Source organism: Nocardia brasiliensis NBRC 14402 (assembly GCF_000308475.2).
Classification (GTDB): domain Bacteria; phylum Actinomycetota; class Actinomycetes; order Mycobacteriales; family Mycobacteriaceae; genus Nocardia; species Nocardia brasiliensis.
The window spans coordinates 81411-101422 of the sequence record NZ_BAFT02000062.1 but is presented as its reverse complement, the minus strand read 5'-3'; the positions used below and the strand labels follow the sequence as shown (position 1 = coordinate 101422).

22 protein-coding genes are annotated in these 20012 nt (G+C 69.3%); 15 read left to right on the top strand and 7 right to left on the bottom strand.

Going from position 1 to position 20012, the window contains the following annotated elements:
* Positions 1-14: 14 nt before the first annotated feature.
* The 4 genes from TY25_RS20970 to TY25_RS20955 form a co-directional block, all read right to left on the bottom strand.
* Positions 15-698, bottom strand: a complete 684-nt coding sequence (locus TY25_RS20970) for a class I SAM-dependent methyltransferase (RefSeq protein ID WP_042258597.1) — start codon at positions 696-698, stop codon at positions 15-17.
* Positions 699-724: 26 nt separating this feature from the next.
* Entirely contained in the window at positions 725-1960 is a 1236-nt protein-coding gene (locus tag TY25_RS20965) for an erythromycin esterase family protein (RefSeq protein ID WP_042258595.1), read from the bottom strand.
* 106 nt (positions 1961-2066) lie between these two features.
* Positions 2067-3152 (bottom strand): glycoside hydrolase family 183 protein, encoded by a 1086-nt coding sequence (locus tag TY25_RS20960; RefSeq protein WP_236639135.1) that lies wholly within the window; start codon positions 3150-3152, stop codon positions 2067-2069.
* Positions 3153-3350: 198 nt separating this feature from the next.
* Positions 3351-4112 carry a crotonase/enoyl-CoA hydratase family protein gene (locus TY25_RS20955; protein WP_042258591.1) on the bottom strand — a complete coding sequence of 254 codons (762 nt, stop codon included), beginning with the start codon at positions 4110-4112 and terminating at the stop codon, positions 3351-3353.
* Between the two features lie 160 nt (positions 4113-4272).
* Here TY25_RS20955 and TY25_RS20950 point away from each other — a divergent pair, with 160 nt between their 5' ends.
* The 3 genes from TY25_RS20950 to TY25_RS20940 are packed head-to-tail and all read left to right on the top strand — an operon-like array spanning position 4273 to position 7216.
* Positions 4273-5802: a TLP1 C-terminal extension domain-containing protein gene (locus TY25_RS20950; RefSeq protein WP_042258801.1), complete on the top strand. Its 1530-nt coding sequence runs from the start codon at positions 4273-4275 to the stop codon at positions 5800-5802.
* Complete coding sequence (locus tag TY25_RS20945) at positions 5799-6563, top strand: crotonase/enoyl-CoA hydratase family protein (RefSeq protein WP_042258589.1); 765 nt, start codon at positions 5799-5801, stop codon at positions 6561-6563. Before TY25_RS20950 ends, TY25_RS20945 begins: the two co-directional genes overlap by 4 nt.
* On the top strand, positions 6548-7216 hold the full coding sequence (locus tag TY25_RS20940; RefSeq protein ID WP_052383097.1) for a TetR/AcrR family transcriptional regulator: 669 nt from the start codon (positions 6548-6550) through the stop codon (positions 7214-7216). Before TY25_RS20945 ends, TY25_RS20940 begins: the two co-directional genes overlap by 16 nt.
* Here TY25_RS20940 and TY25_RS20935 read toward each other — a convergent pair.
* Entirely contained in the window at positions 7207-7989 is a 783-nt protein-coding gene (locus tag TY25_RS20935; RefSeq protein WP_042258587.1) for an alpha/beta fold hydrolase, read from the bottom strand. The genes TY25_RS20940 and TY25_RS20935 overlap by 10 nt on opposite strands.
* Positions 7990-8113: 124 nt before the next feature.
* On the opposite strand from TY25_RS20935, the gene TY25_RS20930 reads away from it, so the two are divergent.
* The 4 genes from TY25_RS20930 (at position 8114) to TY25_RS20915 (ending at position 9832) form a co-directional block, all read left to right on the top strand.
* Positions 8114-8338, top strand: a complete 225-nt coding sequence (locus TY25_RS20930; protein ID WP_042258585.1) for a hypothetical protein — start codon at positions 8114-8116, stop codon at positions 8336-8338.
* Complete coding sequence (locus tag TY25_RS20925; RefSeq protein WP_042258583.1) at positions 8325-8621, top strand: hypothetical protein; 297 nt, start codon at positions 8325-8327, stop codon at positions 8619-8621. The genes TY25_RS20930 and TY25_RS20925 overlap by 14 nt, the downstream gene beginning before the upstream one ends.
* A gap of 121 nt (positions 8622-8742) precedes the next feature.
* Positions 8743-9078 (top strand): hypothetical protein, encoded by a 336-nt coding sequence (locus tag TY25_RS20920; RefSeq protein ID WP_042258581.1) that lies wholly within the window; start codon positions 8743-8745, stop codon positions 9076-9078.
* A 100-nt stretch (positions 9079-9178) separates the two neighbouring features.
* On the top strand, positions 9179-9832 hold the full coding sequence (locus TY25_RS20915) for a hypothetical protein (RefSeq protein ID WP_146154118.1): 654 nt from the start codon (positions 9179-9181) through the stop codon (positions 9830-9832).
* Between the two features lie 3 nt (positions 9833-9835).
* On the opposite strand, the gene TY25_RS20910 is transcribed toward TY25_RS20915, so the two are convergent.
* Positions 9836-10135: a DUF1905 domain-containing protein gene (locus tag TY25_RS20910; RefSeq protein ID WP_042258578.1), complete on the bottom strand. Its 300-nt coding sequence runs from the start codon at positions 10133-10135 to the stop codon at positions 9836-9838.
* 138 nt (positions 10136-10273) lie between these two features.
* Here TY25_RS20910 and TY25_RS20905 point away from each other — a divergent pair, with 138 nt between their 5' ends.
* Together TY25_RS20905 and TY25_RS20900 are read left to right on the top strand one after the other, a co-directional pair.
* Positions 10274-11497, top strand: a complete 1224-nt coding sequence (locus tag TY25_RS20905; RefSeq protein ID WP_042258797.1) for an acyl-CoA dehydrogenase family protein — start codon at positions 10274-10276, stop codon at positions 11495-11497.
* Complete coding sequence (locus TY25_RS20900) at positions 11494-12930, top strand: LLM class flavin-dependent oxidoreductase (protein WP_042258577.1); 1437 nt, start codon at positions 11494-11496, stop codon at positions 12928-12930. The genes TY25_RS20905 and TY25_RS20900 overlap by 4 nt, the downstream gene beginning before the upstream one ends.
* 10 nt (positions 12931-12940) lie before the next feature.
* Here TY25_RS20900 and TY25_RS20895 read toward each other — a convergent pair whose 3' ends face one another.
* A complete protein-coding gene (locus TY25_RS20895; protein ID WP_042258575.1) occupies positions 12941-13429 on the bottom strand; it encodes a free L-methionine (R)-S-oxide reductase MsrC in 489 nt (162 codons plus the stop codon).
* Between the two features lie 97 nt (positions 13430-13526).
* On the opposite strand from TY25_RS20895, the gene TY25_RS20890 reads away from it, so the two are divergent.
* From TY25_RS20890 to TY25_RS20865, 6 genes are all read left to right on the top strand, one after another.
* Positions 13527-14912 carry a styrene monooxygenase/indole monooxygenase family protein gene (locus tag TY25_RS20890; protein WP_042258574.1) on the top strand — a complete coding sequence of 462 codons (1386 nt, stop codon included), beginning with the start codon at positions 13527-13529 and terminating at the stop codon, positions 14910-14912.
* Positions 14913-15028: 116 nt separating this feature from the next.
* Complete coding sequence (gene sfnG, locus TY25_RS20885; RefSeq protein WP_042258573.1) at positions 15029-16144, top strand: dimethylsulfone monooxygenase SfnG; 1116 nt, start codon at positions 15029-15031, stop codon at positions 16142-16144.
* Positions 16144-17361, top strand: coding sequence for an SfnB family sulfur acquisition oxidoreductase (locus tag TY25_RS20880; protein ID WP_042258572.1), 1218 nt, complete (start codon positions 16144-16146; stop codon positions 17359-17361). The genes sfnG and TY25_RS20880 overlap by 1 nt, the downstream gene beginning before the upstream one ends.
* Before the next feature lie 45 nt (positions 17362-17406).
* Positions 17407-17919 carry an NADPH-dependent FMN reductase gene (locus TY25_RS20875; RefSeq protein ID WP_042258571.1) on the top strand — a complete coding sequence of 171 codons (513 nt, stop codon included), beginning with the start codon at positions 17407-17409 and terminating at the stop codon, positions 17917-17919.
* A complete protein-coding gene (locus TY25_RS20870) occupies positions 17912-18424 on the top strand; it encodes a flavin reductase family protein (RefSeq protein WP_042258570.1) in 513 nt (170 codons plus the stop codon). The genes TY25_RS20875 and TY25_RS20870 overlap by 8 nt, the downstream gene beginning before the upstream one ends.
* Positions 18425-18606: 182 nt before the next feature.
* Positions 18607-19722, top strand: coding sequence for a methyltransferase (locus TY25_RS20865; protein WP_370466191.1), 1116 nt, complete (start codon positions 18607-18609; stop codon positions 19720-19722).
* Positions 19723-20012 lie beyond the last annotated feature (290 nt).

Below are 20012 nucleotides of genomic sequence, written 5' to 3'. Positions count from 1 at the left end.
CTCGCTGTGACGGCTCAGTCGGTGGGCTCGAGTGCGGGCTCGGCAGGCCGGGTCGCGATGACGAGCGCGTCGATGGCGTCGCGCCCTTCGGTCGGGCGTAAGACGCGGTCGGCCAAGCGGATTCGGATGCGGTGGTCGTCGATGGCGGGTGCCAGGTCGGCGATCACATCGTCCGGCGTGAACAGGACGTCCGGGTCTTTCGGGCCGCCGTATCCGTCGGTGCGGTTGGTGGTGTCGTGGCCGAGGACGAGCAGGGTGCCCTCGGGCGCGAGCAGGTCGGCCGCGTGCCGCAGCACGATTCGCCGCTGGTCGGCGGGCAGGTGCAGGAAGACCATCAGGACGAGTTCGAACGGGCCCGGGACTTCGAGTTCGGTCACGTCGGCGCATTCCCAGGTGATCCGGCTGCGCACCGAGCGGGACAGCCGGGTCGCGATGGTGCGGCCCTTGTCCACCCCGACCTGGGAATAGTCTACGGCGTAGACCTGCCAGCCGTGCGTGGCGAGCCAGAGCGAATTACGCCCTTCCCCGCAGGCCAGGTCCAGGGCGCGGGGCAATTCCGGGATCTGGCCGGCGCCGTCGGGCGCGAGCGGGGTGCGCCGCTCCAGCCCGAAGACGTGCTCCACCACGGTGCTGTTCGGTGGCGCACCCCAGACCAAATCGGATTGGGCATAGCGCTCGTCCCACTCGGTCGCGTCCATGATCGCGAGTCTATTGACGAGCGCGGCTACCCCGCGATCTCGGTCTCGGGCAACCAGTGCACCGGGGTGGTCTCGCGCACGTGCGCCAGCACGTCGAAGGCCCCGGCGAGCGAAGGCACGGTGATGTTCGCCTTGTCGTCGTCGGCCGGGTCGTAGACGCCGCTGATCACACGCAGCTTCGCCGGCGCCCCGCGCCACGCGTCGACCGCCCGCGGCGCGTCCGCGCGCAGGTCGAGGTAGTAACCGGGCAGCTCGACCGCGCCGAGTGCCGCGTCGACCAAATCGGGCAGCGGCTCGGGCGCGTGGTGTGCGCCGAGGTCACCGTGCCCGAAACCGAGGGCGACCGAGGCATAGCCGTCGCCGAACTCCGCGCGCAGATAGCTACCGACGCTACGGAATTCGGCGCTGCCCAGGCCGAGCGGGTGCGCCGCGGTGTGTGCGATGCCGTCCCAGTAGACGATCTTGGCGCCGGTGGCGCGCTGCTGTTCGATCACCCGCATACCCGCGGGGCGTTCGTCGCGCGCGAACCCGCCCTGCCCGGCGACGCTCTGCTCGTGGAACTCGACGATCAACCGGGCGCGCTGCCGTGCTTCGACGTATTGCGCTGCGACGGGCAAGGTTTCGAACAATTCGAAGGCGGCGCGCGCGTGCTCGGCGAACGGGCGGCCCGGGTGGGTGCCGAGATGGCGCTGGACATGCTCGTCCACCTGGTGCGCGGTGCGGATCGGGGCCAGCTGTGCGTCGATGGCGGCCACCTGGTCAGGGGCCACGCGGCGCACGTAATCCAGCACGACGTCGTAGTCCGCCGGCTCGGCCCGCGGCGGCTCGATGCCGAAGATCCGCACCTGATCGTCGGGGTTCGCCTTGTTGTAGGCGCGGATCCATGCCAGTGCCGCAACGGTTTCCGCGGTGCGCCACGGCCGCCACGATCCGGCGAGCACCGTTTCGGGATCGCCCGCGCCCGCCCGCACGTACGCGTCCCACCGCTCGCCGGAGCGGGCGCTGTCCTGAATCGCCAAGGCGCGGAACCCATATCGCTGCACCAGCGCGCGGAAGATCCGTTCCTGCAGCCCGTAGATCTGCCGGGAGAAGCGGGTCGATTCGCCGAGCCCGACCACCGTGGCCGCGCCGAGTCGGTCGAGCAGCGCGGCGAGATCGGGGCCGGTGTAGCCGGGCGCGGTATCGCTGATCGGACGGGCGTGGGCGGCGAGCCAGTCCCGCACGATCGGCCACTCGGGCACGGCGGGTGTGCTGGTTCCCATGGTTCCTCCTGAACAGACGACGATCCGACGCGGTCCAGCCTCATAGGTGAACTCGGGTTGAGGTCAAGGACCGCGCCGGATCGTGGGTGTCCGGTGGCGCGAACCGCTAGAGCTGCGTGCGCATGAGCAGCACGTTGTACTGGCTGTGCACGGTCGTGAGGTAGTACAGATCGCGGCCGGTCTGATACGGGAAGATCGACGGCGCGTACGCGCTCGGCAGTTCCCTGGTGTCGATCAGCACCTCGGGCTCGCTCCACGGCCCGGTCGGCGCGGCCGCCCGGCGCAGCACCACCGAGTTGAACGGGTCGGTGGTGAGCGAGATGTACTGGCCGAGGTACGCGTTGTACATCACCGACAGCTCGCCGACGCCCCACATGATCGGGGCGGCGGCGTTCACGTCGTCGCGCCGCCAGTCTCGGCCGTCCCAGTATTCGTACGCACTGAGATCGGTGATCTGGGCTTCCGGGACGCGCGCGACGAACGCCGCCTGGTTGCGGCCGGACGGCGTGCCGTACTCGTAGATGAAGCCGCCGTCCTTCAGGAAGGCGTTCATCTGGAAGTTGCCGTTGCCGCCCTCGTCGGGCCGCCGGGTGGCGGGCAGCTCTCCCCAGGTTTCCCCGTTGTCGCCGGAGGCGGCGAGGCTGGAGAAGTTGGTGCTCCACTGCCCGACCTCGTCCCAACTACGGACCGACATCAGGCTCATGAATTGGACATCGCCCACCGAAATGCCCGCAGTAGGGATACGGCTAATCTCCAGAAACGGAATTTTCGGACTGGGTATCAGATCACGCGCCTGACCGAAAACATCGCGCACGACGCTGTCGAAATATATGCCGTTGACCGGGTTGGTCGTGTGGCTGCGCATCAGGATGTTGGAGCGCCACGACCACATGCTGCCGGCCAGCAGGTTGGGGAAACCGACGCCGGCGGTGTCACCGAACGCGGTGAGCAGCTCGCCCTTGCCGTTGTCCCACATGATGCCGAGATCGGTGCCGAGCACGTTGTAGGCCTGAGTGTTGTTCGGGCTGGCCATGCCGGTCATCTGGAACACGGCCCGGGACCGGCCGACGAGGTTGGGCAGTCCGTTGCTGCCGTTGAGTACCGGAATCGGATTGATGGTGTTTGGATTGGCGGTGGCCGGGGTAATCGCTGTAGTCAGTAAGGTTGAAACACCCGCCAACGCGGTAAGCACAATGGCTACGGTTCTGTTCAAGTCTGTGCGCCCTCCGGAATCACGCCGAAAGCAATGCGAAACACAGACTTCCGCGATACACAGACCCCTCGCGGTGTGTAGCGCACCACAATTCGACTGGCTGGCAAATCTGCGGAAAATGCTAGCAGTGATTTCGTCGAAAAGGGCGGCCTCGGTCCCGGAACTGCCGGGCCGGATTCAGTCGGTGCCGGATTTCCCCCGGTTGACGGCCAGCCGGATGACCAGCGGCAGCTGCGTCGCCCGCTCGATGGCGAAGGTGCGGCGGGTCGAGGCGTGCCAGGCCTTGTCGAAGAGCCGCTTGGCCCCGGCGACGGCGTGCGGCGAGCGCGTCGCGATCCGGTCGGCCAGCTTCTCCGCGGCGGCGACCGGGTCTGCGGTGACCTCGGTGACCAGGCCGATCCGTTCGGCGTAGGCGGCGTCGACGGTGTCCGCGGTCATCGTCAGCAGCAGTGCCTTGTCGACACCGATCAGCCGGGAGAGGGTGGCCGCGCCGGTCATGTCCGGCACCAGGCCGTGTTTGCCCTCCATTACCGAGAACTCCGAATCCGGGGTGGCGAAACGGAAGTCGGCGGCCAGCGCGAGTTGCAGTCCGCCGCCGTAGCAGCGGCCGTGTACGGCCGCGATCACCGGCACCGGCAGCCTGCGCCAGGCCCAGCAGGCTTCCTGGAAGACGTTGGTGCCGCGCCAGGGCAGCGGCACGAAGGCGCGCACGATGGACAGCGGATCGCCGGCCGCCTTCGCGATGTCCAGGCCGCTGCTGAAGCTGGGGCCGTTGCCGGACAGGATCACCGCGCGCACGTCGTCGCGGCCCGCGATGGTGTGCGCGGTGTCGATCAGCTCGCGCAGCATGTCGATGGTCAGGCCGTTGTGCTTGTCCGGCCGGTCGAGGGAGACGTAGGCGCGATCGCCGTCGAAGCGCAGCGCGATGTGGGTGCCCATGCCCGGATCTTACCCGTGAGTCAGTTCGATGCCAGTGGGGCATTGCCCGGCCACGGGGACTCTGCTCTAATCGAACCCAGGTTACCGTCAATGTTGACGGTAATTGCGTCGGCCGCCGCACTGGGCGCGCGCGACGGCACGCCTGATCTGCGGAGGAACCATGCTGCCAGCGGGAATTGATCCCCGAACGCCGGTGCTCGTCGGCGCCGGGCAGGTCGTACACCGGAACGGCGAACCCGGCCTGCCGGGCCCGGTCGAACTCGCGGCCGAATCGCTGCGCCGCGCGGGCGCCGACAGCGGCACCGGCGATCGGCTCCTGCGGGCCGCGGACCTGATCGCGGCCGCGGCCCCGGTCAGCAGGCCGTACCCGGATCTCGGCGCGCTGGTCGCCGCCGAACTCGGTGCCGACCCGAAGCGGACGATGCAGTCCGTGCGCTTCGGCGGCGATGCGCCGCAGCGTCTGCTCAACACCGTCGCCCAGACCATCGCGGACGGACAGTCCGAGGTCGCGCTGATCACCGGCGCCGAGGCGGTGGCGGCGTGGAACAGCGCGACCCGCGCGGGCGCCACCCTGCAGTGGCCGGAGCAGCCGGACGACGTGCAGCCGACCGACCTCGTCGGTTCCGACCGCGCCCCCAATTCCGAGATGGAAACCGCCGCCGGGATGTGGGGACCGGTGTACTTCTACGCCCTCATGGAGACCGCGCTGCGCCATCGGCTCGGGCTCGGCGTGGACGAGCACCGGGCCCGGATCGGCGGGCTGTGGTCGCGGCTGTCCGCCATCGCGGCGCGCAATCCTTATGCGTGGCAACCGGAATCGCACGACGCGACCGAGTTGGTGACGCCGGGTGCGGCCAACCGGCTGGTCTCGACGCCGTATCCGAAGCTGCTGGTCGCGAACCTATCGGTAAATCTCGGCGCGGGCTTGATCGTGTGCAGCGCGGCCACCGCCGACGCGGCCGGGGTGCCGCGGGAGCGCTGGGTGTTCCCCCACGGCGGGGCGAGCGCCACCGACGAATGGTTCGTCACCGAACGCGCGGACATGTCGGTGTCGCCCGCGATCGCCGCGGCGGGCCGGGCGGCGCTCGGCGCCGCAGGCATCGGTATCGATGACGTCGCGCACATCGATCTCTACTCCTGCTTCCCGGTCGCGGTGCAGGTCGCGGCCGAGGCGCTCGGCCTGCCGATCGACGATCCAGCGCGCCCGCTCTCGGTCACCGGCGGCCTCACCTTCGCGGGCGGGCCGGGCAACAACTACAGCACGCATTCGATCGCGACCATGGTCGGGCTGCTGCGCGAGGATCCGCAGGCTTACGGGCTGGCGACCGCGCTCGGCTGGTACATCACCAAACACGGCGTCGGCGTGTACTCGGCGAAACCGCCTGCGGGGCTGTTCCGTTCGCTGGCAGCCGAGGTGCCCGCCGCCCGGCGCGCCGCGGCTCCGGGATATACCGGTCCGGCGACCGTCGAGGCCTACACCGTGGCCTACCGCAAAGGGCCCGCACCAGCCCATCTCGACGAACCCGAGGCCGTCGTGGTCAGCGCCTTGAACCCGGCCGGTGCCCGCATACTGGTCCGGACCTCCGCCGCCGATACTGTCGCGGCGTTCACCGGGGGCGACCCACTGGGCGACGCCGTGAATATCACTGCCGCCGACGCGCTCACGCTCACCGAAGGGACTGCCCGATGACCGAAAAGATCTTGGTGGAGCGGCACGACGCCGTCACCGTGCTCACCGTCAACCGCCCCGAGGCCCGCAACGCCATCGACCTCGCGACCGCGTTGGCGATCGAAGCCGCCGTCGACGCGTTCGAGGACGATGCGACAGCGCGCGTGCTCGTGCTCACCGGCGCGGGCGCAACCTTCAGCGCCGGAATGGATCTCGTCGCCGCCTCGAAGGGCGAGATGCCGATGACGCAGCGGCGCGGTCCGCTCGGCATCGCCGCGAAACCGCCTGCCAAGCCGATGATCTCGGCGGTCGAGGGGTTCGCGCTGGCCGGTGGTTTCGAACTCGCTCTCTCCGGCGACCTGATCGTTGCCGCGAGCGACGCGCAGTTCGGCATCCCGGAGGTCAAGCGCGGGCTGGTCGCCGCGGGCGGCGGGGTGCTGCGGCTGACCCAGCGGCTGCCGCGCAGCATGGCCGCCGAACTCGCGTTGACCGGCGGCCGGGTCGGTGCCGAGCGGTTGTACCAGCTCGGCCTGGTCAACCGGATCACCCAGCCCGGTGGCGCGTTGGCGGTGGCACTGGAGCTGGCGGCCGAAATCGCCGCCGCGGCACCGCTGGCCGTCGCCGCGAGCAAGCGCATCATCGACGAGTCACCCGATTGGGCGGTCGGCGAGGCCTTCGCCAAACAGGGCGAGATCGCTTTGCCCGCACTGTTTTCCAAGGATGCCGCCGAAGGCGCGCTCGCCTTCGCGCAGAAGCGTGAACCGCAGTGGCAGGGCCGCTGACCGGCGCCGGGGAACGCGTCCGGGAGACACAGGCGCAGCGCAGGGCGCGCATGCGCACGCGACTGCTGGACGCGGCGGTCGAGAGCCTGGTGGAGGTCGGCTACGCCGGCACCACCACGCTCGAGGTGCAGAAACGGGCGGGCGTGCCGCGCGGCACCCTGCAACACCATTTCCCGACCAAGGCCGAGCTGCTGGCCGGGGCGGTCGAGCATCTTGCCGCCCGCCGATTCGACCAGCTGACAAGCGAATTCGCGGATATCCCGCCCGCGGTGGATCGGCTGGAGACCGCGGTCGAATTGACCATGCGCATGTTGAGCGGCCCGTCGTTCTGGGCCGCGCTGGAGATGTGGGTCGGCGCGCGCACCGATCCGGAGCTGCTCGCCGCGTTCCTGCCGCTGGAGCATCGGCTGTTCGAGTTGATGCACACCAGCATTCGGGACGTCTTCCGCACGGAGTTCCCCGATGACCCACGGGTGCCGACGATCACCGAGTTCACCATCGAGATCATGACCGGTCTGGCCATGCGCGTGCTGCTCACCGGCGATCTGGACGGGAATCGAATCATCCAGCACCGCTGGCGAAACGCGGTCCGCATCCTGCTCGGCGCGGCCCCGGCGGACACGCTGCTGGCGCGTCCCGACCGTCAGGCGTAGACGGTGCTGCGGATCACCGCGGCGCAGGCGGCGGGGTCGTCGTAGTACGGGGTGTGCCCGCTGCCGGGTAGCGTGACGTGCCGGGCGTCCGGCAGGGTCGCGCGGGCCCGGCGGCTCTGCGTGGCGTAGGTGAGCAGGATGTCGCGATTGCCCCAGGCGATGGTGACCGGAATGTCGGCCAGCGCACCGATTTCGTGCAGTCGCGCCCTGTCGAACGAGGCGAGCGCCGCGGTGAAACCCGGTGCGTCGGCCGCGCCCGTCGCGGTGTCCAGCCCCACCTGCTTGCCGACCGCCCACGGCTTGCCGAAGACCAGCTGCAGGAACAGGGTGCGGCCCAGGGCCGTGCCCATCACCGCGGGCAGCGCGGGCCGCAACAGTCCCGCGAGCTGCTGTGATCGGCCGAGAGACTGCTGGCACCAGATCCGACCGGCCTTGTCCCAGAACGCGATCGGGGAGAACGCGGTCACCGAGCGGGCCAGTCCGCGGGCGCCGAGGTTCAGCGTGATCAACCCGCCCATCGAGTTCCCGGCCAAGTGTGGCCGCTCGATCCCTTGCGCGACAAGGAATTCGGCGAGCGCGTCGGTGAGCGTGTCGACCGTGGTGGTGGCCAGCGGGGCCGAGTCGCCGAACCCCGGCAGATCCACCGCGATCACGTCGTGGGACTCGGCGAGGGTGTCGATGACCGGTTCCCACACCTGCCACCGGCTGCCGACGCCGTGCACCAATACCAGCGGCTCGCCCGCACCCGCCCGGTGGTAATTCAACGTCGTCATCGCACTCCGCCTCTCCGCTGCGTCAACCCTAACAGCAGGCACCAGCCCTCAGTTGCCCTGGCTGCGCCGCTCGACACCCGATCGCCGCTGGCAGTGCCGGGAATATCGCGGTACGGTAATTGGTATGGCAACGCGTAAGGTCACCCTTTCGCTGGACGAGGCCGCCTGGTCCTATGCCGAGCAGGCCGCGGCCCGCGCGGGTATGTCGCCGTCGGCGTGGATATCGAAAGCCGCGCGTCGTGAGGCCGTGCGCACCGGCTGCGTCCCGGCGCCCGATGTGACGGCCGAGGCGGCCGCGGACGCGGCCGAGCTGGCCGCCGCCGAGGAGGCGATGCGTGCGGCGGGGTGAACTGTGGATCTACAACCCGCATGGTTCGCCTCGACGGCGCACGGTCGTGCTCATCAGCAGTGACGGCATCAACGAGTCGCCGCGCCCGTGGCTGATCGCCGCCGAGGTGGTGGCCGACGACCCCCGGGACATCCTCGCGGTGCCGGTGCAGCGGCACGGCTGGGTGCACGCCGGCAACATCGGCCGCATCTTCCGCGGCTGGCTCGCCGAGCGGGTGGACGAGATGGAGTCCGAGACGCTGGAACGCCTGGACACCGCGCTGCGCGCCGCGATGGATTTGTGAAAACGGCATCGGCACGACGGTTTCCGGCTCGATCGGTACCATCGGGGCCGACGTCGGCGCTGTCGTGACGTCCGTTCGGTCCAGGCAATGGCTAGTGCCCATTCGAAAGAAGAGGATTCAGGTGCGGATCTCCCTGATCGCCGCGGCGCTCATCGCGCTGCCGGTGCTCGCGGCATGCGGAAGCGACAAAGCGGCGGCGGCGCCGGCCGTGACCCAGGCCGACCTGGCCAAGTCACTCCAGGACAAGGGGCTCAAGAACCGGGAACTCGCCGAGTGCGCGGCGAAACTCTTTGTCGAGCAGGGTATTTCGCAGGACGGCCTGCGGGTGATGGTGAGCGACGAGTACGACACCAAAGCCGCCGACCAGCAGACCCTCGGCATGAGCAAGGAAGACGCGGAGAAGGCCCGCACCGCGAGCACCCGCATCGCCACGGAATGCATGGCCACCCCGCGCTGAACTCTTCCCAGCCCGAGTAATCAGCGGCCTGCGCCGGGGGTTGTGTCCGACTTATCCTGAGATCGCGTCGACGTGCGTCGACGAGAACACGGGGGTGGACATGCAACCGCAATATCCGGGATCGCCCTATCCGCCGCAGCCTCGGGTCACGCCGTCGGGCTGGTGGTTCGCGCTCGGCGCGGTGCTGATCGCCCTCGGCGTGCTCGGCGGCGCGGCCTTGGCGGTGGGCAGTTTCGCCCAGGTGTCCGGCCGGGTCGACGACTTCCAACGGATCGAGGTGCCGGGGGCCGGCGCCGTGCGACTGTCCGAGACCGGCGGATACACGGTGTATTTCGAGTACCCGGGAGCCTCGGAAGCGATTTTCGGTGGCGAGGTGAATGTGCGTATCACCGACCCCGGCGGAGCGCCGGTGCAGTTGCGGCGCTACGACTCGGACGTCACCTACTCCTTCGGCAAGCGCGAGGGGCGCGCCGCATTGTCCTTCGAGGCTGCGGCGCCGGGGACCTATCAGGTGGCGATCCAGGGCGACTCGGGCACCAGCGCCACAGCGGCGATCGGCCGCGGGCTCGGCACCTCGTTCGTCGGCACTCTGCTCGGCGGCATCGCGATCGGCGTCGTGGGACTGCTGCTCGGCCTGGCGGTGATCATCGTGGTCGCGGTCAAGCGCAGTGGCAGCAAGCGCCGGGCCGCGGCGTCCGGCTTCACCGGGGGCTATCCCTCCGGTCCTCCGCTACCCGGCCCGTACCAGTACTGAGCCTCACAGCGCGACGACGAGTTCGACGTGGGTGCGGGTGCCCGCGTCGAGTTCCTCGGCGGTGCGGATCGCCTTCTTCACCGGTAGCACGTAGGTGGCGCGCGATTTGTCCGGGAAAAGGGAGGTGGACCAACGGCTCGCGCCGATGGTGACGTGCACCCGGACCGAGCCGAACCCGCCGACCCGGTGCGCGTAGCGCTCCTCGATGTCGTCGGCGACGTCCTCGGGCAGCGAGACGAAATACCAGGAGCCCGCGTGGTGCTCCCACACTTGCGCGTCGAACGAGTACTGCGATCCAGCCACGCCGCGACTGTAGCGCCGCCCTCTGACAATTGGTCAGGACCAGCACTTTCGGCGTGAGCGCCCGGGGTGGCGTGGCGGATTCGGATCGCGCTGCGCGCAACCCGTGAGCTCCCCCGCGGCGTGCGCGATCGTGGGGTGATGACATCCATCGAAGCCAGATCCGCCACCGACGCCGAACTGGATGCGGTCTTCGGGCCGATCTTCGACCGGATCGCGCAGGGCGCGGTGGAGCGGGAGATCGATCGCCGGCTGCCGTTCGGCGAGGTCGGGTGGTTGCGCGAGGCGAAGTTCGGCGCGCTGCGGGTACCGGTCGAGCTCGGCGGCTACGGCGTCACGGTGCGTCAGCTGTTCCGGTTGCTCATCGAGCTGGCCGCGGCCGAGTCGAATCTGCCGCAGGCGCTGCGCGTGCACTTCTCGTTCGTGGAAGACCAGCTGCTCGCCGAGCCCGGTCCGGCCCGCGAGCAGTGGCTGCGGGCCGTGGCCGCCGGCACGCTGGTCGGCAACGCGATCACCGAGCCGGGCGTCGGCGCGGTCGACCGCTACCGGACCCGGCTGACCAGGGACGGCGACCGTTGGCTGCTGAACGGCGTGAAGTACTACAGCACCGGTTCGCTCTACGCGGACCACATCCTGGCCGCGGCCGACCGCGACGGCGAGCGGGTCGGCGTGCTGGTCGACGCGAGCGCCGACGGGGTGCGGCAGCACGACGATTGGGATGGTTTCGGCCAGCGGTTGACCGCAAGCGGCACAACGGAATTCACCGATGTGGCGGTATCCGAGGAGCGTATCCTCGGGCCAGGCTACGGTGCGCCCGGCCCCACCTACGGGACGTCGTACTTGCAGTTGGTGCAGCTCGCGGTGCTCGCGGGCATCGCGCAGCGCGCGGAATCAGATGCCCGTGCCTGGGTGGCGGGCCGGACCCGCAGCTACACCCATTCCGCCGCCGGGCTGCCGCGCCAGGATCCGTTGGTGCAGCAGGTGATCGGCAAGTTGTCGGCGGCGGCCTTCGCGGCACGGTCGACCGTGCTCGCCGTCGCGGACGTACTGGATGACGTGCTCGCCGCCGGCGCGACCGACGAAAAGTCGCTGGTCGCCGCCGAACTCGCGGCGGCGCAGGCTCAGCTCGCGGTGATCGACCTGGTGCTGCCCGCCACCTCGCTGTTGTTCGAAGTCGGTGGCGCGTCGGTGGTTTCGGAGCGACAGCGGCTGGATCGGCACTGGCGCAACGCTCGCACCCTCTCGGTGCACAATCCGGCGATCCAGAAGGCGCGCGCGATCGGCGATCACCTGTTGAACGGCACGGACCTGCCCTTCGCCTGGAGTGCGGGAGAACGCAAAGCCACCGAAGGAGCGGCCGAATGACCCGTCGAATTCGCTTGAACGCCTTCGACATGAACTGCGTCGCCCACCAATCACCCGGCCTGTGGCGGCATCCGGACGACCAGTCGCATCGATACAAGGAACTGAGCTACTGGACCGATCTGGCGCGACTGCTGGAGCAGGGCCGGTTCGACGGCATCTTCATCGCCGACGTGCTCGGCACCTACGACGTCTACGGCGGCACCGATATCGCCGCGTTGCGTCAGGGTGCGCAGATCCCGGTGGCCGATCCGCTGCTGTTGGTTTCGGCGATGGCCGCGGTCACCGAGCATCTCGGGTTCGGCATCACCACCGGCACCGGTTTCGAGCATCCGTTCCCGTTCGCGCGCCGGCTCTCCACCCTCGACCACCTGACCAACGGCCGAATCGGCTGGAACGTGGTGACCGGCTACCTGCCCTCGGCGGCAACGAATTTCGGCGCCGCCGATCAGCTCGACCACGACGAGCGCTACAACCAGGCCGACGAGTACCTCGAGGTGCTGTACAAGCTGTGGGAAGGCTCGTGGGAGGACGACGCCGTGGTGCGCGATGCCGCTCAGGGCGTTTACGTCGACCCGGCCAAGGTGCATCACATCGGCCATCAGGGCAAGCACTTCACGGTCCCGGGGATTCATCTCGCCGAGCCGTCGCCACAGCGCACGCCGGTTATCTACCAGGCGGGCGCCTCCACCCGCGGCGTGCGCTTCGCCGCCGAGAACGCCGAAGCCATCTTCATCGCCGCGCCTTCGAAACGGCTACTGGCGCAGACGGTTTCCCGGATCCGGTCCGAGCTGGCGCAGGCCGGGCGCGACCCGTACGCGGCGCGGATCTACGCGCTGGCCACCATCATCACCGACGCGACCGACGAGGCGGCCCAGCGCAAGCACGAGGAGTATCTGTCCTACGCCAGCATCGAGGGCGGCCTCGTGTTCATGTCCGGCTGGATGGGCATCGATCTGTCCGGTTACGACCTGGACGACCCGATCGGGCAGGTGCAGAGCAACGCCATCCAGTCCGCGGTGGCCGCCTTTCAGGAGTTCGATGACGACGGGCGCGAATGGACCGTGCGCGATATCGGGCGGTGGGCCGGTATCGGTGGCATGGGACCGGTCTTCGTCGGCTCCGGTGCGACCATCGCCGACCTTCTGCAGGAATGGGTCGCCGACACCGACCTCGACGGTTTCAACCTCGCCTATGCGATCACCCCCGGGTCCTTCGAAGACGTTGTCCGCCACGTGGTTCCCGTGCTGACCGAACGTGGTGCCTACGCCGCCGACTATGTGCCGGGCACCTTGCGCAACGCGCTGTTCGGGGCGGGAGATCGGCTGCCGGACGAGCACCGCGGCGCCCGCTACCGCGTCGGCGCGGCGGGGTCGACGGTGCTGCCCGACGAGGTCGCGCGGCCCGGCGTCGCGGTCGCCACACCGAATCTCTAACGACAGTCGATTACGCAGGGAGTGCGGCGAGGAACGCCTGCGCGACGGATTCGAGGCCCTGCCGGTCGATTTCGTCGAACCGGCCGGGTTCGGGGCTGTCCAAATCGAAGACACCGATCAGTGCACCGTTGTGCACAAGGGGGACAACCACTTCCGAGCGGGTATCGGCGTCGCAGGCGATATGGCCGGGGAAAGCGTGCACGTCCGGCACCAATTGTGTTTCCCTGGTCTGTGCCGCCGTGCCGCACACGCCTTTTCCGAGGGGGATGCGCACACACGCCGGTTTGCCCTGAAACGGCCCGACCACGAGTTCGTGCCCGTCGTGAAAATAGAAGCCGACCCAATTGACGTCGGGCAGTGCGTGAAATACCAGCGCCGCGATATTCGCGGCGTTGGCGGTCCGGTCCGGTTCGCCCGCGACCAGCGCGCTCGCCTGCTCGGTGAGCTGGCGGTACTGCTCGGTGCGGTCGCCGGTCAGCTCGGCAACGATAAACGACATGGGCCGAATGGTACGCCTGCGCAAAGGCCGGTTCGCTCATTGATTCTCGGTGATCGCAACACTCACGAGGGCCGCGTCACACCCTGATGATCCCTACATGACAACGCAGAATTCCGTTCCCCGTTCCCCCCGTTCGGCCGCGGTGATCGGTGCGGGCCAAACCGGCGCCACTGCGGCACTGGGTTTGCTCGACGCCGGATTCGACGTGACCCTCTACAGCGACCGCGATCAGCGCAGTCTGCGCGACGACGTACCGGCCACCGGCACCGCGCTCGAATTCGGCGTGACCCAGCAGGCCGAGTCGGCGCTCGGCCTGGACACCTACACCGGTCGCGCACCCCGGCACACCGGCCTCAGCGTCCGGATCGCCGGACCGGAAGGCGCCGAATTGATCCAGTTCGACGGCACTTTCGACGGCTACGTCGGCGTCGCCGTCGACACCCGGCTGAAGGCCGACGAGCGTTTGAGCGCGTTCCTGGCGCGCGGCGGTCGCTTCGTCGTCGAGTCGGTGACCCCGGAGACCCTCGATTCGATCGCCGCGGCGAACGATCTGACCCTGGTGGCCACCGGCCGGGGCGGGTTGTCCGACCTTTTCCCGATCGACGAGACGCGTACCCCCTACGACGCGCCGCAGCGGTCGCTGCTCACCGTCACCGTGACCGGAATCGGCCACGACAAGGATGTTTTCGCGCACCGCAGCCCCGCGGGCGGCGCGCACAGCGGCTTCTCCATCCTGGCCGAGCAGGGCGAGGCCTGGTGGGGCCCGTACCTGCACAAGGACGCCGGACCGAGTTGGGCGTTCCTCGGCTGGGCGCGCCCCGGTAGCGACTGGGAAACCCGTTTCGCCACAGCGGATTCCGCGGAGTCGGCGTTGCGTGTCGTGCAGGATCTGTACCGGGACTTCATCGATTGGGATCTGCCGGAGGTGCTGGCCACCCAGGTGCTCGCCGACGACCCGCACTCCTGGCTGAAAGGCGCGGTGCGGCCGGTGGTCCGGGCGGCCGTCGGGCACACCGCGGGCGGCCACGTGGTGGCCTCGCTGGGCGACACCTCCGCGGCCTACGACCCGATCGCGGGCCAGGGTGCGCAGAGCGGGCTCATCCAGGCCCAGCGGCTGGTGGCCGCCGCGGCGGTGCACGACGGTCCGTTCGACGAGGCCTGGTTCACCGAGCAGTACGCGGAGTTCCTCGCGGTGCGCGGTGACGCCGCCAACAAGGTCACCCGGCTGTTCCTCGGCGACCCCGAGCTGGCCGAGATCGGCAACCAGCTGTTCGCCGCGGCGAGCGTCGCGCCGAAGTTCGCCGCCGCGCTGGTCGGCCTGCTGCACCACCCGCAGCCCTTCCTCGAGGTCGACTCGCTCGACGCCGCCAACGCCTTCATCACCCGGGTCACCGGCGAGGACGCGCTCGCCGTGCTCGGCCGGTTCACGCCCGCGGGCAGGTTCGCCCGGTCCACCTTCTCGGCAGCCCTCGCCAGCGCCTGATATCGGCACCTCTCGGCACAGCGATCCGATCGCACAGATTCAAACCCTCGTGCCGATCGGGTCGCGGTGCTGGAGTGGTGTAGATCGACGGCTACCCCCGAAACCATGGAGCAGCTATGACCACGGAGCAGATCGCCGACCAGATCACATTCGCCTATTGGGTGCCCAATGTCAGCGGGGGACTGGTCACCAGCGATATCGAGCAGCGCACCAGCTGGGATTTCGAGTACAACAAGAAGCTGGCGCAGACCGCTGAGCGCAACGGCTTCGAATACGCGCTGTCCCAGGTGCGCTACACCGCGTCCTACGGCGCCGAATTCCAGCACGAGTCCACCTCGTTCAGCCTCGCGCTGCTCGGCGCGACCGAGCGGCTGAAGGTGATCGCGGCGATCCACCCCGGTCTCTGGCATCCCGCGGTGCTCGCGAAGTTCGGCGCCACCGCCGACCACCTCTCCAACGGCCGCTTCGCCATCAACGTCGTCTCCGGTTGGTTCGCCGGTGAATTCACCGCGCTGGGCGAGCCGTGGCTCGAGCACGACGAAAGGTACCGGCGCAGCGCCGAATTCCTCGAGGTGATCCGCAAGATCTGGACCGAGGACAACGTGAACTACGGCGGTGACTTCTACCGGATCCGGGATTTCACGCTGAAGCCGAAACCGCTCAACACCGCGCAACGGCCGAATCCCGAACTGTTCCAAGGCGGCAACTCCACTGCCGCCCGCCGCAACGGTGGCCGCTACGCCGACTGGTACTTCTCCAACGGCAAGGACTTCGACGGCGTCACCGAACAACTCGACGATCTGCGGGCGGTCGCGCGGGAGAACAATCGCGAGGTGAAGTTCGGCCTGAACGGTTTCATCATCGCCCGCGACACCGAAAAGGAAGCGCAGGACACGCTGCGTGAGATCATCGAGAAGGCGAACAAGCCTGCTGTGGAAGGTTTCCGGGACGCGGTGCAGCAGGCGGGCGCGTCCACCAAGGACCACAGGGGCATGTGGGCCGACTCGACCTTCGAGGATCTCGTGCAGTACAACGACGGCTTCCGCACCAAACTGATCGGCACCCCCGAGCAGATCGCCGAGCGCATCGTCGCCTACCGCGAGCTCGGTGTCGACCTGATCCTCGGCGGCTTCCTGCACTTCCAGGAGGAGATCGAGTACTTCGGGGCGAAGGTGCTGCCGCTGGTCCGGGAACTGGAGGCCGCGCGGCGGCCGGTCGGGGCGGTCGGCTGATGACCTCGGTCGCGGCCGATCGCATCACCTCGGCGGCGCAGGCGTTTTCGGTCGCGCAGGGGCTCGCGGCGCAGTTCGCCGCCGGTGCCGCCGTGCGCGACCGCGACCGCGTCCTGCCGCACGACGAGGTGGATCGGCTCGCGGCCGCCGGCCTGCTCGCGGTGACCGTGCCCACCGAATACGGCGGCGCGGAGCTGCCGCCGAGTGCGGTCGCGGAGGTGGTGCGGATTCTCGCGGCCGCCGACCCGAATATCGCGCAGATCCCGCACAGCCACTTCGTCTATCTGAACCTGTTGCGGCTGGCCGGTTCCGACGCGCAGCGGCGCAGGTATTTCGGGCAGGTGCTCGACGGTGCGCGCATCGCCAACGCGCAGTCCGAACGCGGCGGCGCGACCATCGCCGATATCAGCACCACGTTGCGTCCGGAGGGCAAGGGGTTTCGCGTCGACGGTCGCAAGTTCTATTGCACTGGTTCGTTGTTCGCGAATCTGCTGGCGGTGCTGACCACGCTGGACGATCCGGATCGGCGCAGTGGGCTGGAGTCGGGGGAGTACATCGTGTACCTACCCGTTGATACTCCCGGCGTGCAGATCATCGACGACTGGAACGGCTTCGGCCAGCGCACCACCGGCAGCGGCACCGTCGTTTTCGATGCGGTCCTGGTGGATCCCGACCAGGTGATCGCCCGTTCGGCGGCGGTGCGGGCACCGCACGCGTACGGCGCATTCGCGCAGCTGCTGCACGCCGCCATCGATACCGGTATCGCCCGCGGTGCGCTCACGGCGGCAACGGAATTCGTGCAGACCACCAGTAGGCCCTGGTTCGAAGCCGATGTCGCCCGCGCGATCGACGACCCCCTGCTGATCCAGCGCTTCGGCGAGTTGTCCGTGACAGTCACCGCCGCCGAGGCCACGCTCACCGCGGCGGGTCTCGCCGTCGACGCGGCGACCGGTACTGCGGCGGACGCGAATTCGGCCGCGCGGGCCTCGCTCGCGGTGGCGGCCGCGAAGGTGCTCGCCGACCGGGCCGCAACCGAGGTGTCCAGCGCTCTGTTCGAAGTGGGTGGAACACGCAGTGCCGCAGCCGATCTGAACCTGCATCACTTCTGGCGGAACGCGCGCACGCACACCTTGCACGACCCGGTCCGATGGAAGTACCAGCACCTCGGCCGTGCCCTGCTGCACGGCACGGCACCGCCGTTGCACGGGGTGGTCTGACCGCTCGCGCGGTCGAACAGTTTGTCAGCGAGAGGGATACGAACAGTGACAGTGACGGTCGTAGTCGGCAATCCGAAGCCCGCTTCCCGCACCCTGACCGCGGCCACACTGGTCGCGCGGGGGCTGCGCCCCGAGGTGGAGCCCACCGTGCTCGATCTGGTCGAGTTAGGTCCCGCGCTGCTCGGCTGGGGTGATCCCGCGGTGGGCGCGGCGGTGCGCACCGTAGCCGATTCGGAGCTGGTCGTTTTCGCCAGCCCCACGTTCAAAGCCACCTATACCGGGCTACTGAAGCTGTTCCTCGAACAGTTCGACGGCGGCACCGGATTGGCCGGTGTGCTCGGCGTCCCCGTGATGCTCGGCGCCGGCCCGGTGCACGCGCTCGCCCCAGACCTGTTGCTCAAACCGGTCCTCGTCGAACTGGGCGCCACCGCCGCGCTGCCCGGCCTCTACCTCTCCGATCGCACCTTCCAGGAAGACGGCGCGATCGACCGCTACAGCGACCGGTGGCGCCCCGTCGCCCAGGCGCTGGCCACCGTGAAGGCGACCGATCATGCATGAGCTCTTCGAATCCCCCGCCGACGGCAGCGGCCTACGCCGCGCTTTCGCCAACTTCCCGAGCGGCGTGGTCGCCGTCTGCGCCGATATCGACGGTGCGCCACACGGTCTCGCGGTGAGCACCTTCGTGCCGGTCTCCCTCGATCCGCCCCTGGTGTCGTTCTGCGTGCAGAACTCGTCCTCGACCTGGCCGAAACTCGCCGCCGCGGGACATCTCGGCCTCAGCCTGCTCGGCACCGAGCAACAGGACGCCGCCCGCTCGCTCGGTGCCCGCAACGGCGACCGTTTCCGCGGCACCGCACTACATCGCGGCACCGGCGAGGCGGTGTTCATCGACGGGGCGTCGGCGTGGATCGAAGGGGTGCCGGAGGCGGAGGTGCCCGCCGGCGATCACGCGGTCGTCATCCTGCGCATCCACCGCATCGCCACCCGTACCGACGTCGACCCGCTCGTCTTCCATGGCAGCAGGTTCCGTCGCTTGCATGCCGAAGTCGACATCGCGTCGTGAGGTAGCTCAACGGGTGTGCGAGACTGGTGGCACATTCGTTCGGAAGGGTCTGTCATGACCATGGGCATGGTTGTAGGGGACGGCTCCGCGCGCACGTCGACGCGGGAGCGCTAGTCACACCCACTCGCAGTAACTCCTCGTCGAGGTGCACTCCGTGCCCCTGACTGCCCGACCACGAGGAGTTGTCCGTGTCCACCGTGACCTGGACCGAAGCCGACACCGTCCGATCCGCCCGCTGGCATTCCGAAAGCGCGACACCGGCGCCGAGCCGCGTCCTGATCGCCGACGACCGGCTGCCCGCCGCCACCGCGTACCGGCTGGCCTGTGAAGGCACCGCACTGCTGTGGCGCGGCGACTATCACAATGCCCGTCAGCTGCTGCGGGCGATGGCGCGGCGGATCGATCGGAAAGCGCTTGCACGCCAAGCGGATCCGGCTGAGATGTTTCGAACGCAGCGCCGGGCCCGCAACCAGCGGGCCCGGATACTCGGGAAGCTGCTCGTGCACCTCGAGCACGACCATGCGCTCGCGTTGCGCCGCGCCCCCGACGTCCGCGCGGCTTGTGATCAGGCGTACGGACCGGGTCGCGGACCCGTGCTCGTCGCGCTCACCGAACTCCTCGGTGTGCTCAGTGCCGCGCAGTGGCGCGAAAAGGGTGTTCCCATAACGGCTCTCGGTGACCGCGTCCATCCGCACTACGGCGTGTTCGCGCCGGTCCGCGGTGAATATGTCGACCTCGTCGCGGGTGCGCCCCTACCGGCCGGTGCGGCGACTGCTTTCGATCTCGGCACGGGCACCGGCGTGCTGGCCGCGGTGCTCGCCCGGCGCGGCATCCGGCGGGTCGTCGCCACCGACGACAACCCCCGCGCCCTGATCTGTGCCCGCGAGAACACGGACCGGCTGCGGCTCGCCGACACGGTCCACGTCACCGGCCCCACCCTTTATCCCGAAGGCCGCGCCGACCTGATCGTCTGCAATCCGCCCTGGCTGCCCGTCCGCCCCACCTCCGCCCTCGAGCGCGGCGTCTACGACGCGGACAGCGGGATGCTGCGCCAGTTCCTCGCAGGCCTGCCCGCCCACCTCACCCCCACCGGCGAAGCCTGGCTCGTCCTCTCCGACCTCGCCGAACGGCTCGGCCTGCGCACCCGGCCCGAACTCCACGCCCACATCGCCGCCGCCGGTCTCCGCGTCCTCGACCGCCTCGACACCGCCCCCCACCACCCCCGCGCCCGCGACACCACCGACCCACTACACGCGGCCCGCGCCGCCGAGGTCACCTCGCTCTGGCGCCTGGGCTGAGCACCGCCGCGCACCTTTCGTCATCCTGCGCGCGTGTCAGTCGACCGACACGCGCGCGGGGCGCTGAAAGGTGCGCGGGACGCTGAAACGTGCGCGGGACGCTGAGAAGTGCGCGGGATGCGCGGGACGCTGCGGCGCGGGACCGCATGGCGCGTGCACGCCGCCCACGCCGCGGAGGTCACCTCGCTCTGGCGCCTGGGTTGAGCGCTGCCGCGCACCTTTCGTCATCCTGCGCGCGTGTCAGTCGACCGACACGCGCGCGGGGCGCTGAAACGTGTGCGGGATGCTGG